Source organism: Leifsonia sp. Root227 (assembly GCF_001428745.1).
Taxonomy (GTDB): Bacteria; Actinomycetota; Actinomycetes; order Actinomycetales; family Microbacteriaceae; genus Leifsonia.
The window spans coordinates 1-15,071 of sequence record NZ_LMIO01000005.1; the positions used below are offsets into that span (position 1 = coordinate 1).

9 protein-coding genes and 3 tRNA genes are annotated in these 15,071 nt (G+C 65.0%); 8 read left to right on the forward strand and 4 right to left on the reverse strand.

The genetic code is table 11. From position 1 onward, the window contains the following. The first annotated feature begins 1,221 nt into the window (after positions 1-1,221). From ASE16_RS19540 to ASE16_RS18915, 3 genes are all read left to right on the forward strand, one after another. On the forward strand, positions 1,222-1,722 hold the full coding sequence (locus ASE16_RS19540; RefSeq protein WP_235500672.1) for an RNA polymerase sigma factor: 501 nt from the start codon (positions 1,222-1,224) through the stop codon (positions 1,720-1,722). A gap of 667 nt (positions 1,723-2,389) precedes the next feature. Then, entirely contained in the window at positions 2,390-4,687 is a 2,298-nt protein-coding gene (locus tag ASE16_RS18910) for an ATP-binding protein (protein WP_082581611.1), read from the forward strand. A gap of 579 nt (positions 4,688-5,266) precedes the next feature. Further along, positions 5,267-6,970, forward strand: a complete 1,704-nt coding sequence (locus ASE16_RS18915; protein ID WP_157480493.1) for an invasin domain 3-containing protein — start codon at positions 5,267-5,269, stop codon at positions 6,968-6,970. Positions 6,971-7,357: 387 nt separating this feature from the next. On the opposite strand, the gene ASE16_RS18920 is transcribed toward ASE16_RS18915, so the two are convergent. The 3 genes from ASE16_RS18920 to ASE16_RS18930 all read right to left on the reverse strand — a co-directional run bounded on the left by ASE16_RS18920 (position 7,358) and on the right by ASE16_RS18930 (position 7,697). Then, positions 7,358-7,433: transfer RNA gene (locus tag ASE16_RS18920), tRNA-Phe, on the reverse strand. A 63-nt stretch (positions 7,434-7,496) separates the two neighbouring features. After that, a tRNA-Asp gene (locus tag ASE16_RS18925) sits at positions 7,497-7,573 on the reverse strand. 51 nt (positions 7,574-7,624) lie between these two features. Continuing rightward, a tRNA-Glu gene (locus ASE16_RS18930) sits at positions 7,625-7,697 on the reverse strand. 404 nt (positions 7,698-8,101) lie between these two features. On the opposite strand from ASE16_RS18930, the gene ASE16_RS18935 reads away from it, so the two are divergent. Further along, complete coding sequence (locus tag ASE16_RS18935; protein WP_055899129.1) at positions 8,102-9,388, forward strand: M23 family metallopeptidase; 1,287 nt, start codon at positions 8,102-8,104, stop codon at positions 9,386-9,388. A 34-nt stretch (positions 9,389-9,422) separates the two neighbouring features. Continuing rightward, on the forward strand, positions 9,423-10,700 hold the full coding sequence (locus ASE16_RS18940; RefSeq protein ID WP_414843043.1) for an NlpC/P60 family protein: 1,278 nt from the start codon (positions 9,423-9,425) through the stop codon (positions 10,698-10,700). An 86-nt stretch (positions 10,701-10,786) separates the two neighbouring features. Here ASE16_RS18940 and ppa read toward each other — a convergent pair whose 3' ends face one another. Continuing rightward, entirely contained in the window at positions 10,787-11,311 is a 525-nt protein-coding gene (gene ppa, locus ASE16_RS18945) for an inorganic diphosphatase (RefSeq protein WP_268765836.1), read from the reverse strand. Positions 11,312-11,322: 11 nt separating this feature from the next. Here ppa and tilS point away from each other — a divergent pair, with 11 nt between their 5' ends. From tilS to ftsH, 3 genes are all read left to right on the forward strand, one after another. Continuing rightward, positions 11,323-12,399, forward strand: a complete 1,077-nt coding sequence (tilS, locus tag ASE16_RS18950) for a tRNA lysidine(34) synthetase TilS (protein WP_055899137.1) — start codon at positions 11,323-11,325, stop codon at positions 12,397-12,399. 16 nt (positions 12,400-12,415) lie between these two features. Next, a complete protein-coding gene (gene hpt / locus ASE16_RS18955) occupies positions 12,416-12,967 on the forward strand; it encodes a hypoxanthine phosphoribosyltransferase (protein WP_055899140.1) in 552 nt (183 codons plus the stop codon). Positions 12,968-13,063: 96 nt separating this feature from the next. Next, the gene (gene ftsH / locus ASE16_RS18960) at positions 13,064-15,070 is read left to right on the forward strand and encodes an ATP-dependent zinc metalloprotease FtsH (RefSeq protein WP_055899143.1); all 2,007 of its coding nucleotides are present in this window, start codon (positions 13,064-13,066) and stop codon (positions 15,068-15,070) included. The last annotated feature ends 1 nt before the right edge of the window (position 15,071 follow it).

Consider the following 15,071-nt stretch of genomic DNA (forward strand, 5'->3'; position numbering starts at 1 on the left):
CAGGCGGCAGCGAACGCGGAYGCGTCCACGGATGCGTCTGCTGATGTGTCGTCGGCGGCGAACGCTGCCTCGAACGTGTCGGCTCAGGCTGCGGCGRATGCGGATAACTCGTCKRMYGCGCAGGCTKCGGCTTCGGCTGCGGCCACGGCTAATGCGAACGCTGCGGCCGCTATTGCAGCCAACGCCACGGCATCCGCTAATGCGTCCACAGACGCAAACGCGGCAGCGTCGGATCAGGCGTCGGCAGCATCGAATGGTTCGGCCAGTAACGCGAACGCCGAGGGTGCTACGGACGGAGCTAATGCGGCGACAGCGAGCAGTGGCACGGCCAACAGCGAAGGCAGCTCGACCGCACCGAACGACGGATCCCTGGCCCACACCGGCTCGGACCTCAGCGGATGGGCGTTTGGTGGAGCATTTGGTGTTCTCGCACTGGGGGCGCTCATGATGCTCCTGTTCGGACGGCGGAAGCGTCGCAGTGAAGATGAGGAGCACACTCAGCTGCACTAACCATCGTCGAAATACCCAAACAGCAGAGAACCGGTCCCCGCGCAGCAATGCACGGGGACCGGTTCCTGTCTGCGCCTCGCCACGACATCCGCCACTGGCGTGTGCATCCGCAGCCTGCAAGGAACTGTACTGAGTCCAATCTCGGCCTCCGTCCGCTTCGTTCCCGGCGCGGTGAGTTCGCGCATACCGAGGTTCGAGAGCCCCGGCGATGCGACCACACGACTTGCTGACGATGCCGCGACGTTGACCTGGTCGCCGTTGTCTTCGACGAATACGCGAACGCGATACCGGATGCGAGCGGGACCGAAGTCGGTCCCGGGAGCATCGTCGGTTCGTCTCCGGTGACCTCGAAGCAAGAACATCAGAGGTGCACGTGATCAGGGGGTCGTCCGACGGCGACCCTCACGTGCTGATCGCTATGGCGCATGGGGGGTCCTCCTGGACCAACCCGAGCGCGATGAGACGGAGCTGTCTAGGGCAGGCATAGCCGGCATTTGTGACGATCGATCCCGCGATGCGCGCAAAACGGGTAGGAAGACAAGCAATACTACGCATTCGCTCAAATTGCGCTTCTTCAAAGCTGAATGCATGCAAGATGTGGGCGGGAATGTCGCCGGACGGGTACCGGGCGCGGGCAGGCGTGATTCCCCCGGGGGACGAAAGGTGGTTCTCGGGGAACTCGCCGTTGCCAGCGATTCGGATCTGTTGCGGATGTTGCACGATGGGGATGATGCGGCGCTGGCGACCCTGTGGGAGCGGCACATCGGAGCGGCGCTGAGAGTCGCGAGAACAGCGAGCTCATCTTTCGAACCTGAGGATGTTGCTGCCGAGGCCTTCGCCAGGGCGCTGAGCGCGATTAGAAACGGTGGAGGTCCCCAGCATGCGTTCCGCGCATACCTCGTAACCACAGTACGGAGCGTCGTCGCCTCATGGGGGCGTCAGCGTGGGCATTTCCCCATGGCAGAACCTGAACATCTTGATCAATTTCAAGCTAGCGAACTTATGGATACTGTCGACAAGCTCACGGTTCGTAAGGCCTTCGCCACGCTGCCGGATCGCTGGCGCACCGTCCTCTGGTATAGCGAGGTTGAGGGAATGGGGGCGACGGAGATCGCCGGGAAGCTCGACATTACGCCCGCGGCGGCAGCGATGCTGACCTACCGTGCCAGGCAGGGGCTGCGGCGGGCTTGGCATGCCGCGGCGAGCGACTAGGTGTAGTTACGGAAGCGAGGGATCGGGGGCATGCCGAAGACGCCACGGAGTCACACCTTCTCTGTTTGGCGTTCAGGAGCTCGGATCGGTTGGGTGATGACGCAGGTTTCGCGAGTCTCGACAGGTTGGTCCGCGCGTGACGGAGCATTTGGAGGTTGAGCCGATTGAGCGCCGTCGCCGGAATTCGCAGCGTGCCGTGCGGTGTGCAATATCCACCCAGCCGCGAAGAGCGCCAGGGTCGCCGTCAGCAACACCTCCAACACGAGCACGTGGAGGGCTGCAACCACGGAATGGATCTCCTGCAAGGTGCGCTCCATTCTGCAAAAAGCATCGCTGGGATATGTGCCAAAAGGTACCGACACAGAAAGTCAGAATTGATCACGCGAACCCCTTAACGCTGGAAGACGACCAGCGTCTGACGCAGACGCTCGCCGGCCCAGAAGACGCCCGTGCATGTGGCAAGGCTCGAACTCCATCGACGAAAACACGGCATGAACGCGACCAGGGGAATGGCCGAAACATGGAGAAGGGCCAGGTGCCCCGGCGACTCGGCTCCTGAACCGGAACCACTCAAAAGGTTGCCTGGAAAGTCTTGTCCTCAAGACCCGAGGCAGTAGTAATCTGCGATTGCTCCGCGATATCGCTGGGCAAGCAATCTGGAGGCACGATGCTGGAACAAGCGCCGGCGCCGGGAGCCGGTGCGCTCCCGGCGGAAGTCACGAGCCTCATCGGCCGGAGGGGCGACGTAGCCGAATCGCGCAGACGACTTTCAAGCGGCGGTCTGCTCACTTTGGTCGGACCAGCAGGGGTGGGGAAGACCCGCATCGCCATCCGCCTCGCGCGCCGGGTAGAGCGCAGCTTCAGCGACGGTGTCGTATTCGTCGATCTGCTAGGAGCAAGAACGGGCAGACAGCTGTTGGACACGGTGACGAGCGCAGTCGGAGTGCACGTTGTCTCTGCGGACACCGATCAGGCGCTCCTGGAGTACCTCCGTGATCGAGAAATGCTCATCGTTCTTGACAATTGCGAACACCTTGTAGAGGTCGCAGCAGAACTCGCTACGTCCATACTCCACGCTTGCCCGACGATCTCGCTGCTGGCAACCAGCCGGGAGGCCCTTCGCGTTCCAGGCGAGTCGCTTCAGCTTGTCGAGCCGCTGCCCACCTTCCTCGACGATGTGGACACGACGGAGCCGTCGAGTGCGGTGCAGCTGTTCATCGAACGAGCTGCACCGTTCATTGAAACGCAGGTTGCGTCGACCCAGCTTGCAATAATCGCGCAAATCTGTGAGCGACTCGAAGGCCTGCCCCTCGCGATAGAGCTGACCGCAGCGCGAGCCTCAATCCTCGCTGTTGATCAGATCCTCGAGGAACTGTCGCACTCTCTTCAGGTCGTGACTCGAGGTGGCCGGACCACACATGCGCGTCACAATACGCTGCGGGCAGCGATCCAATGGAGTTACGACCTTTGCGATAGGAGAGAGCAACTCGCCTGGCGGGTGTTGAGCGTATTCGGGGCACCCTGGGACCTGGGCGCAGGAAAGGCAGTCCTCTCAAACCTCGGAGACGAGAGCAGAACGGCGCTCGATATGCTGCAAATTCTCTTCGAGAAGTCGATAATCAGACGTGTCCGGCGAGGCGACACGGTCTGGTACACGATGCTCGCCGCAGTTCGGGAGTTTGGGCAAGAGCGTCTTACTTCCGAAGAAGGGCACCGCGCCCAGCTAGCGCATCGCGACTGGTACCTCAGCCGCCTTCGAGCCGCTGAGTTCGACTGGCTGGGTCCTCGCCAGTCGCAGTGGCTGGCATACTTCCGACACGAGCTTCCGAACATCCGGGTTGCCGCCGAATTCGGACTCACCGATAGAGCGAATCCTGAAAAGATGTTCGATTTGCTCTGCGTCGGATGGCGGATCGCGTGGCAAGCGGATGGACGAATCGACGAGCTCCGCGATTGGTTGGAGCGCGCCTTGATGGTCAACAGCGATCGAACGCCGAGCCGAACTATGGCACGTATTCTCCACTCGACCATCGTCGGCTTACACGGCGATCGCACATATGCGCTCGGTGAGCTGCAACGCATTCGAAAGGACGCGGAGGCGCTGGGGGAGCCTCTCCTTGCATCCTACGTCGACACCGCATGCGCCCTACTGACAGCGGACGCTACCGAGTCGGTCACATTACTTCAACGCGCTCTCAAAGTGCAGGACGGCGACCCTGTCGCCGTAGCGCGCGTGGGTACTTCGGTCTGGCTGGTGCAGGCGCTCGAGCGCCTTGGCCGCACCGATGAAGCCGAGACTCTCCGGGACGAATTTCTCCAGGCAGCTGAACGCTCAGGTGAGCAGTACGAGTCAAACGCGCTTCTGCTGCACGGTGGCGCAGCCGCCTGCCGGCGTGCCGAACCCGACCTCGCGCGCGATCTACTGACAAGGGCCCTGAAGGGCCAGCGACACCTTCGAAGCTCAGTTGCAATAGCTCACGCCATCCAGTCGCTTGCAGGGGTGGAACTCCTAGTCGGGAACCCGGATCGATGCGCGTTTTTGATGGGTGCGGCTCAGCCAGCGTGGCGTTTTTCTGGGGCTAAGCCGACATGGTCTCCGACGTACTTCCACGATTCACAGACCTACGAACAAGGGGCCATCCAATCCCTTGGTCGTGTGGGCTATGAGATGCAGTTCGCTGCGGGGGCACGCTTGACGCTTGACGAGGCTCTGAACAATGCCCTCGGTGAAGCGCCTCCGTCACGCACCGCGAGTTCCGCGAGAACGTCGATACTGACCGCACGCGAATCGGAAATTGTGGAGCTCCTCGTCGAGGGCCTCAGCGATCGGGAAATAGCGAGATCCCTCTCGATCTCGATACGAACCGTCCAAGGGCACGTCCAGCGGATCCTCGTCAAGCTCAGCTTGCACTCACGGACACAGATCGCCACCTGGAAGCTCCTTGGAGAAGACCAGGTGAGCTGAGCGGGCGCAGCGTCCGTTTCGGATGCGATTGTCGCCGAACGCGCGGACCACCCCTACTCGGCTCCGTGGGGTCCCGTCACGTCGCGAGCGAGTCGCTGGCCGATGAAAGAAGGTGCCTGGCCGGGCACTGGAGTGACTACCCGAAGTCAACAGCCCGACCAGGCGAGGGGCGCCGCCAAACCCGAAGTCGACGCGTCCTCTAAAAGAAAGAGCCGGAGGAAGCGGAGTTGTAACGCGTCACCCCGTTCCTTTCCATAGATTCGGCAGGCGCACCAAATCCTTGACGTGCACAAAGAAGCAGCACAGCTGTTAGCCCACCGGGTTCGGACCACGCGACCCCGCCGCGCGTCCGATTTCGACAAGGCCGGGGTCGCTGAGCAGCCAGAGACCGCTCTGTTCGATGGATTGCGTCTGCGCGACGGAAGAGTGGATGGCCCTCGGGGCCCGGCTGAGAATGCGAGCTGTGCCCGCAGCGCCCGCGTCTATTTCCTGAGAACTTCGTTATCGACCTGTCCAGGCCGACTCTTTCTAATCGACGTGTCTCTGATCCGGGCGGCTCCCCGCCCGATCCCTAACGTATTGAAGGAAGCAGCCATGCACCATCGTTCCCGCTCCGCGCGAAGCGGTCGCCACAGCAAACCGTTCGCGTTTGCGACCGCCGCACTGATAGGCCTGGCGACCGCCGTCAGCGTATCCCCGGCCGCTCAGGCGGTAGGGGAAACCGTCGAAGCCGGCGCTATCGAGACGCCCGGAAGCCCGATCTACCGAGTGTCGCTCACCGACCGGGGCACGTTTCAGATCTACTCGACGGAGTTCGGTCAGACGTTCTGGGGCCTTGAGTCGGAACGTGGTGCTTACGCAACGCTCACCGCGACGAACCCAGCCGAGAGTGTCTTTCCTGACGTCGCGACCGGGACACAAACATTCGGCGGTTCGGGGTCGGCAGTGGATCCATTCTGGATTCAAACGGTCGATACGTCCGGAAGTATGCCATTGACAACTCGCCTCAGCTACGTCACCGGGTCGAACTATGTCCGTACCGATATTTCAACGACGAACGTCGGCGCCCAGGCGCGGACAGTTGAACTCGCTGGCTATGGCGACTGCTACCTCGCCGGAGACGATCTCGGATACAGCAACGTTGTCCCCGGAAGGGCCGTTGAGTGTCACACCCAGCAGGCGGGTGGCGATGTGATCACACTCCTTGCGGCGACCCCTGGCGCGGTTGCCGTTGCGGGACTCATCCAGCCGATCGCTGCGGCCGTCAGAGGCACAACATTCATCACAGACTCGGCAATGGCCAACACGTGCGTCCCAGGTGCGTGCATGACTGAGCGGGTTGACAACGGTGGCGCATTGGCGTGGAAGCGAGATGTCGCTCCCGGTGAGACGTTCTCTGTCAGCTATCTCAACGCTTACACGGACGCAGTGAATCCCCCGTTCTCGGATTTGGCAGTCGATGCGTCAGCCTCTACGACACAAGCAGCGCTTGGAGACCAGGTCAGCTACACCGTGAGTGTGCGTAACGACGGTCCTGCTGACACCAGCAACGTCGACCTTTCGTTCCCGATCCCCGCCGGGATGACCTTCCTCGATGCCGACCAGGCCGGATATGACGCAAGCACGGGCAGTTGGGCGGTTGGAGATCTCCCGTCGGGGAGCACCAAGACAATCGTTCTGCGCGCGCAGGCGGATCGAGTCGGCACTGTCACGGCGCAGGTTCTGTCCGCGACGTCCATCAACATCGACGCCACCCCGTGCGTCACTGGCTCGGCGGCCAATTGTGGCCCGGCACTGTCGTTGAACGTGGTTGCGGTTCCGGCGGCTGCGACGTCGACGATTGGTGTTTCGCCGTCGTCGATTCCGGCGGATGGTTCGACGGCGTCGACGGTGACGGTGACGGTTCGTGATCTGAATGGTGATCCGGTCGGTGTTGGTGGTGACACGGTCACGATGGGCACGAGCCTGGGTGAGTTGGGTGCGGTGACGGATAACGGYGACGGCACGTATAGTGCAYCGTTGTCGGGGGTTGCTGCGGGTGTTGCGACGGTGACGTTCACGGTGAATGGTGTTGCGGGAACGAACACGGCTGACGTGTCGTTGGTTGCGGTTCCGGCGGCTGCGACGTCGCCTGCGCCTGCGCCCGCGCCCGCGCCGGCGGAGGCCAGCCTCGCGACGACCGGACTCGACGTTGGAGCAACTCTTGGCGGCGTCGGAATGCTGCTTGGCGCGGGCGTCATTCTCGCGCTTGCCAAGCGGAAGCGCCGCCCAGCGGAGCGCTAAGGCATCCGAACTAGCCAAGTTCGCCTAGCTATGCCACTTCGGCACCCCGGCGGACAACTTCCGCCCCGGAGAGAAGTCTCTTCGGGGCGGAAGGGGAGTTCCGATGCCGTACGCCGAAATGCCTAACCCTGGCTCGGGCCGCGACTCCCGAATACTCCAACCAAAAAACGCCCCGGTCTCGCGCACGCGAGGTCGGGGCGATTTCGTCGTTGTGGGTGGCACGCGTTGCGTGGACACCCGCGTTCTGGCAGATCCCCTCCAACCTGCCGGATTCCCGGGTCAGCGAATTGCGGCGCTGGCCGGGTTCGTCTCTCGCGACGCGTACTCGGTGTCGCGGGGTCAGAAACACGAAACCCCTACATCCTTGTCAGGAGTAGGGGAGTGGTGTGGTGGCTCCGACCGGCATCGATCCGGTGACCTTTCGATTTTCAGTCGAACGCTCTACCAACTGAGCTACAGAGCCTCTCGAGGTGACATTCGCCGCCTCTAGACGGAAGCCCTTCCGATGTGGAAGGGCTTCTCGTCGTGGCGACCCTGACGGGACTTGAACCCGCGACCTCCGCCGTGACAGGGCGGCACGCTAACCAACTGCGCTACAGGGCCTCAAAGTGAAGCTATTCAATTATATAGGACGCCGTTACCTTCAACGGACAGTGACCCCAACGGGATTCGAACCCGTGCTGCCGCCGTGAAAGGGCGGTGTCCTAGGCCGCTAAACGATGGGGCCGGAATGTCTCGGATCGCTTTCACTTTCCGATGACCACCGACGAACAAGCATACGGAAACCCCGTGGCAAAAGCGAATCCTGGGTGCATCCCGGGCGGGTCCCACGATTCGGGATGCACGAGCACGGTTTTACGCCCGCGAAAACGACACAAATGCTCAACTCTCGACGGGCCAGCGAATGGTCACGATTTGCTCTCGATCGCGGGTTACATTCGCTGTCGACGGCCGCCCGGGCTGTCCGTGCAGTCGCGCGCCGCCCCCGTCGTCACCGCAGCTTCACTACCTCTCCGGCCCACCGACCCTGGGCTCCGAGCGGCCATGTTGCTAAAGTTGCACACGTTGACAACGGGACCCGTGTGACTCATGTGACTCAAGCGAGCACGAGCGAACGGGTTCGAGGAAACGATGAAGCGTACTGAACCGGTCTCCCCCACCTCCCGACGAGCCCCCGCCGCCGGGCGTGCAGGCGTGCTCAAGCTCAGGATGCGTGCACTCGTCGCCGTGGTCGGGGTCGCCACCGTCTTCGCGGTCGGAGCGGTCGCCGCTCCCGCGTACGCGGATCAGTATCCGAGCTGGCAGGACGTGCAGAACGCCAAGGCGAACGCCGGCGCCGCCGCGGCTCAGGTCGACAAGATCAACGGGCTCATCAGCCAGCTCAAGGGCGAGGTCGCTGCGACCCAGGCCGAGGCCGTCAAGCGCGGCGAGGAGCTGCAGGCAGCGGAGGCCGCGTTCGACAAGGCCAACATCGAAGCCGAGCTGATCCAGAAGCAGGCGGACGAGAGCCAGAAGAAGGCAGACGACGCCAGCGTGCAGGCGGGCAAGCTCGCTGCTCAGCTCTATCGCACGGGAGGGCGCAACCTCACGGCCAACCTCTTCCTGAGCGGCAATGGCGCATCCAGCACCAGCCCGGACAAGCTGCTCTCCGACCTCGGCAGCATGTCCAAGCTGGTCGAGCAGTCGAACCAGGTGTACACCGACGCCAAGACGGCTCAGAACACGGCCAAGGCGCTCGCAGCGCAGGCCGTGGTCGCGAAGGCCGAGCGCGAGAAGCTGCGGATCGCGGCGGAGGCGGCGCTCAAGGCGGCGGCCGAGGCGGCGAAGGCGGCGCAGGACAAGCTCGCAGAGCAGCAGAAGCAGATCGTCGTGATGCAGGCCCAGCTCGCTGCACTGCGCGACACGGTCACCAAGACGGTCAGCGGCTACGAGGCCGGTGTCGCCGCGGCGGCTGCGGCGGCGGCAGCCCAGGGCTCCGGCGGGCTGCCAGGCGGCTACGTCGGCCCGCAGGGCTGGGCTGTCCCCGCGGCGGGCCCGATCACTGACGGCTTCGGCTCGCGTCCGTCGCCGGGCGGCGTCGGCAGCACATATCACCAGGGCATCGACATCGGGGCGGGGTGCAACTCGCCGATCTACGCCGCATACCCTGGCGTCGTCGAGTACGCGGGCCCCAACGGCTCGTACGGGAACTTCGTCCTGATCAACCACGGAAGCGGTGTGCAGACCGGTTATGCGCACATCCGCAACGGAGGGATCCTCGTCGGCATCGGCCAGTCGGTCAGCGCCGGCCAGCCGATCGCGCGCGTCGGAACGACCGGCGCATCCACCGGATGCCACCTGCACTATGAGGTGCGCATCAACGGTGTGAAGATCGACGGGATCCCGTTCATGAGGGAAAGGCAGGCACCACTTGGCTAGCCAGAACGAAAGGCCACGGGTTCGCCCCGGCGTCATGATCGGCGCGGGCGTGATGGGTGTGGTGACAGCATCCATCGGCGTCATCACGCCCCCGGCGTTCGCCGACGACTACCCGTCGTGGAACGACGTGCAGCAGGCGAAGGCGAACGTCCAGAACCAGCAGGCGATGATCGACAACATCACCCAGCTGATCTCCGGCCTGCAGTCCACCGTGGATGCGGCCCGCGTCGCCTCGGAGAAGGCGGCGGAAGCGTACTTCCAGGCGAAGGACGCGCTGGACACCGCCACCAAGAAGGAAGCCGACCTGCAGAAGCAGGCGTCGGCGGCAGCGGAGAAGGCCAAGACGTCGCAGATGCGCGCGGGCCTCCTCGCCTCGCACCTTGCGAAGTCGGGAGGAGGCGGAGATCTCTCCGTCGACCTGATGCTGAAGGGCGGTGGCTCCGGCTCTGCGGCCGACAAGCTGCTGTACCAGCTCGGCACGATGAGCAAGCTCACCGCCCAGTCGAAGGACGTCTACGACCAGGCGACGAAGGACAAGAACAACGCCGAGTCGCTGACAGCGCAGGCGAAGGTCGCCAAGACCGAGCGCCAGTCGCTCGCGAGCAAGGCGGACGACGCCCTGAAGGCGGCTCAGGATGCGCAGAGCCAGGCCCAGGCCGCCCTCGCCACCCAGCAGAGCAAGTCCACCGAGCTGGTCGCCCAGCTCGCGACGCTGAAGAACACGTCGACCCAGACCGAGGCGGCGTACCTCCAGGGCGAGCAGGTCCGCGCGGCGCAGGCGGCAGCGGCTGCCGCTGCTGCCGCGGCCGAGGCCGAGCGTCGCCGCCAGGAGGAGGCCGCGCAGAACGCAGGCGGCAGCGGCAGCTCCGGTGGTGGCGGAGGCACGGCGCCGAGCGGTGGCGGAGGAGGCGGCGGCCCTGTCGCCCCGCCGAACGGCAACGTGGTCGACACCGCGATCGCGTACGCGCGCGCCCAGCTCGGCAAGCCGTACATCTTCGGCGGAGAGGGCCCCGTCGGCTACGACTGCTCCGGTCTGACCATGAAGGCCTACGGCTACGCCGGCGTCTACATCGGCAGCCACTCGGTCAACAACCAGTACTACACGGCGGCCAACCGCGGTCAGCTCGTCTCATACAACCAGAAGCAGGCGGGCGACCTCATCTTCTGGGGCGACGCTCCAGGCGACTTCTACCACGTCGGCATCTACATCGGCGGCGGCATGATGATCGCGGCACCCACCGAGGGCGACGTGGTCAAAGTCCAGTCCGTCTGGGGTTCCCCGTGGTACCAGGTGGCCCGCCCCAGCGCCTGACCCGTTCTTAAACAGTCGAGTCCGGACTTGTTCACGCGAATCGCCGAAGCGAAGCGTGAACAAGTCCGGACTCGATCGCGTGGAGGCTAGTGGCCCTCTTCGGCGAGTTTCTTGAAGCCGGCCTCGATGATCTCGTTGGCCTCTGCGGCGTCGCCCCAGGCCTCGACCTTGACCCACTTGCCGGGCTCCAGGTCCTTGTAGTGCTCGAAGAAGTGCTGGATCTCCTTGCGGGTGGCCTCCGGGATGTCGTTCACGTCCTGGATGTGCGCCCAGCGCGGGTCCTTGTGCGGCACCGCGATCACCTTGGCGTCGCTGCCGGCCTCGTCGCTCATGTTGAGCACGCCGACGGGACGAACCTTCACGCCGACCCCGGGGAACACCGGGTACTCGAGCAGCACCAGCACGTCGACGGGGTCGCCGTCGAGGCCGAGCGTGTTCTCGAAGAACCCGTAGTCGGTCGGGTAGACGAAGCCCGTGAACAGCACGCGGTCGAGGTACACCCGCCCGGTCTTGTGGTCCACCTCGTACTTGTTGCGGCTCCCCTTGGGGATCTCGATGACGGCATCGTATTCGGCCATAGTGTTCTCTCCTTGTGTCGAAAAGTCTGCAATAACGTTACTGGATGCACCTCAACGGTTCTCCAGACGCCGAACGCCGCCCCCGCCTCACCCCTCCGATCGCGGATGCGCGCCGTGCCGTGCGCACCGCCATCGCTGCGGCGGCCGCTCTGGAGGCCCCGGATGCGCACGACGACCACGGGCCGGCTCGACCGCATCCACTGGCACAGGATGCGCTGCTGCTCGTCGGCCTGAGCGGCGGAGCGGACTCGCTGGCGCTCGCAGCGGCGACCGCGTTCGAGGCTCCGCGCGCCGGCTTCCGTGCCGGAGCGGTGATCGTCGACCACGGGCTGCAGGATGGCTCGGCCGCCGTCGCCGCCCGCGCCGCCGGGCAGGCGACGGCGCTCGGCCTCGACCCGGTCATCGTCGAGAGGGTGACAGTGGATGCCGGGAGTTCCGGCCCGGAGGCCGCGGCCCGCCAGGCCCGCCACGCCGCCTTCGATCGCGTCCGTGCAGCGACGGGAGCCCAGCGCATCCTGCTGGCGCACACCCTGGACGACCAGGCGGAGACGGTCCTGCTCGGGCTGGCGAGGGGCTCGGGCCCGACCAGTCTGCAGGGCATGGCGGAGGACACCGGCACTCTGATGCGCCCGTTCCTCGGGCTGCGCAGGAAGACGACGCACGCCTTCTGCGCCGACAGCGGCATCACGCCGTGGGACGACCCGCACAACGACGACCCCGCATACGCGCGGGTGCGCGTGCGCACGGCCGTACTGCCGGTGCTGGAGCGCGAGCTCGGCCCCGGCATCGCGGAGGCGCTGGCCCGCACCGCAGAGCAGCTGCGCGAGGACGACGAGGCGCTCGACGGCCTCGCCCTCGACTGGGCGCTGGAACTCGTCACCCAGACAGACGACGGCGCCGTCGCGCTCGACGTCCGCGGACTCGCCGCCGACCCTGCCGCGCTTCGCCAGAGGATCATCCGCCTGGTCGTCTCCGCCGAGTTCGGGATGTCGCTCAGCCGCGCGCACACGCTGGCCGTCGCCGAGCTGATCACCGACTGGCACGGCCAGGGTCCGCTCAGCCTGCCAGGCGTTAGAGTTGTCAGGCAGAACGGGCTGCTCATGTTTTCCCCCAACTCTTAAGGACAGCACCTCCCTCATGGAACTCACGGACGTTCACGACGACCTGACCGAGATTCTCATCACCGAGGAGCAGATCCGCTCCCGCATCGCGGAGCTCTGCCGCGAGATCGAGCGCGACTACGCAGGCAAGGACGTCCTCCTGATCGGCGTGCTGAAGGGCGCGGTCATGGTCATGGCCGACCTGGCCCGCGAGCTGAAGATCCCGGTCACGATGGACTGGATGGCCGTGAGCTCGTACGGAAGCGGAACGGCGTCGAGCGGCGTCGTGCGCATCCTGAAAGACCTGGACACCGACCTGGACGGCAAGACCGTGCTGATCGTCGAGGACATCATCGACTCCGGCCTCACGCTGTCCTGGCTGCTGGCCAACCTGCGCTCGCGCGGCCCTGAGTCCATCGAGATCTGCACCCTGCTGCGCAAGCCGGAGGCCGCGCGGGTCGAGATCGACGTGAAGTACGTCGGTTTCGAGATCCCGAACCAGTTCGTCGTCGGCTACGGCCTCGACTACGCGGAGAAGTACCGCAATCTGCGGGGCGTCGGCATTCTCGCTCCCTCCGTCTACAGCTGATCCAGAACTTCGGATCACGGGCGTGATGAACGCCCGGCGCGCCCAGAGCGAACACGCAGGCGGCGCACAGTCCCGTGGCGGTACTCTGGCTGCACCATGAACGTCAAGAAGATCTTCCGCGGGCCGATTCTCTACATCGTGCTAGCCATCGTCGCAGTGTGGATCGGCTCGAGCCTGATCACCATGTCGGGATTCAAGGCCGTGTCGACGCAGAAGGGCCTCGAGCTCCTGCAAGACGACAAGGTCTCGAGCGCGAAGATCGTGGACGGTGAGAACCGCGTCGACCTGACGCTCACCACCGCCGACAAGACGCTCGGCAACCAGGTGCAGTTCTACTACGTCACCCCGCGCGGCCCGGATGTGGTCAAGGCGGTCGACGACGCCAACCTGCCCAAGGGATACGACGACGAGGTTCCGCAGCCCAACTGGCTGCTCTCCGCGCTCGGCTTCCTCATCCCCGTCCTGCTGATCGGCGTGTTCTTCTGGATCATGCTGTCCGGGATGCAGGGCGGCGGAAACAAGGTCATGCAGTTCGGCAAGTCGCGGGCCAAGCTGGTCACGAAGGAGAGCCCCAAGGTCACCTTCGACGACGTCGCAGGCTCCGACGAGGCCATCGAGGAGCTCGAGGAGATCAAGGACTTCCTCAAGGAGCCGGCCAAGTTCCAGGCGGTCGGCGCCCGCATCCCGAAGGGCGTGCTGCTGTATGGCCCTCCAGGAACGGGTAAGACGCTGCTGGCCCGCGCTGTCGCGGGTGAGGCGGGTGTCCCGTTCTACTCGATCTCCGGTTCCGACTTCGTCGAGATGTTCGTCGGCGTCGGCGCGAGCCGCGTCCGCGACCTGTTCCAGCAGGCCAAGGAGAACGCGCCCGCCATCATCTTCGTGGACGAGATCGACGCTGTCGGCCGTCACCGTGGCGCCGGCCTCGGCGGTGGGCACGACGAGCGCGAGCAGACTCTCAACCAGCTCCTGGTGGAGATGGACGGCTTCGACCCGAAGACCAACGTCATCCTGATCGCCGCGACGAACCGTCCGGACATCCTGGACCCCGCGCTGCTGCGCCCCGGCCGCTTCGACCGCCAGATCGGCGTGGATGCTCCCGACATGGTGGGACGCAAGAAGATCCTCGAGGTGCACGGCCGAGGCAAGCCCCTCGCCGCATCCGTCGACCTCGAAGTGCTGGCACGCAAGACGCCCGGCTTCACCGGCGCCGACCTGGCCAACGTCCTCAACGAGGCCGCGCTGCTCACCGCCCGCTCCAACGCGCAGCTCATCGACAACCGCGCACTGGATGAGGCCGTCGACCGCGTCATCGCCGGCCCGCAGAAGCGCACCCGCGTGATGAAGGACCAGGAGAAGCTGATCACGGCGTACCACGAGGGCGGCCACGCTCTCGCCGCCGCCGCGATGCGTCACACCGACCCCGTGACCAAGATCACGATCCTCCCGCGCGGCCGGGCCCTCGGTTACACGATGGTCATGCCGCTGGAGGACAAGTACTCCGTCACGCGCAACGAACTGCTCGACCAGCTCGCGTACGCCATGGGCGGCCGCGTCGCGGAGGAGATCGTCTTCCACGACCCGACCACGGGTGCGTCCAACGACATCGAGAAGGCCACCTCGATCGCCCGCAAGATGGTCACCGAGTACGGCATGAGCGCCGACATCGGCTCGGTCAAGCTCGGCCAGGCCAACGGCGAGATGTTCCTCGGCCGCGACATGGGTCACCAGCGCGACTACTCGGAGCGCATCGCGGAGCAGGTCGACGCCGAGGTCCGCGCCCTCATCGAGAAGGCGCACGACGAGGCGTGGGAGGTCATCAACGAGAACCGCGCCGTGCTCGACCGTCTGGCCGCCGCGCTGCTCGAGCAGGAGACGCTCGACCACAACCAGATCGCCGAGATCTTCGAAGACGTCGTGAAGCTGCCGGAGCGTCCGCAGTGGCTGTCCAGCGACAAGCGGCCCATCTCCGACCTGCCTCCCATCGACTACCCGAAGGCCAAGGCGCCGATCGACTCGGGCGCCGTCGACGGAGGAGTCGATTCCGAGCCGCCGTCGAAGCCGAAGCGCGCACCCGTTCGCAAGCCGCGTCCGGCCACCGCATAGA

Bases quoted from the DNA above. Each gene is read 5' to 3' on its own strand.
- ASE16_RS18935 (WP_055899129.1), top strand. From the start codon at position 8,102: ATGAAGCGTACTGAACCGGTCTCCCCCACCTCCCGACGAGCCCCCGCC.
- ASE16_RS19540 (WP_235500672.1), top strand. From the start codon at position 1,222: ATGTTGCACGATGGGGATGATGCGGCGCTGGCGACCCTGTGGGAGCGG.
- ASE16_RS18910 (WP_082581611.1), top strand. From the start codon at position 2,390: ATGCTGGAACAAGCGCCGGCGCCGGGAGCCGGTGCGCTCCCGGCGGAA.
- ASE16_RS18940 (WP_414843043.1), top strand. From the start codon at position 9,423: ATGATCGGCGCGGGCGTGATGGGTGTGGTGACAGCATCCATCGGCGTC.
- ftsH (WP_055899143.1), top strand. From the start codon at position 13,064: ATGAACGTCAAGAAGATCTTCCGCGGGCCGATTCTCTACATCGTGCTA.
- tilS (WP_055899137.1), top strand. From the start codon at position 11,323: ATGCACCTCAACGGTTCTCCAGACGCCGAACGCCGCCCCCGCCTCACC.
- hpt (WP_055899140.1), top strand. From the start codon at position 12,416: ATGGAACTCACGGACGTTCACGACGACCTGACCGAGATTCTCATCACC.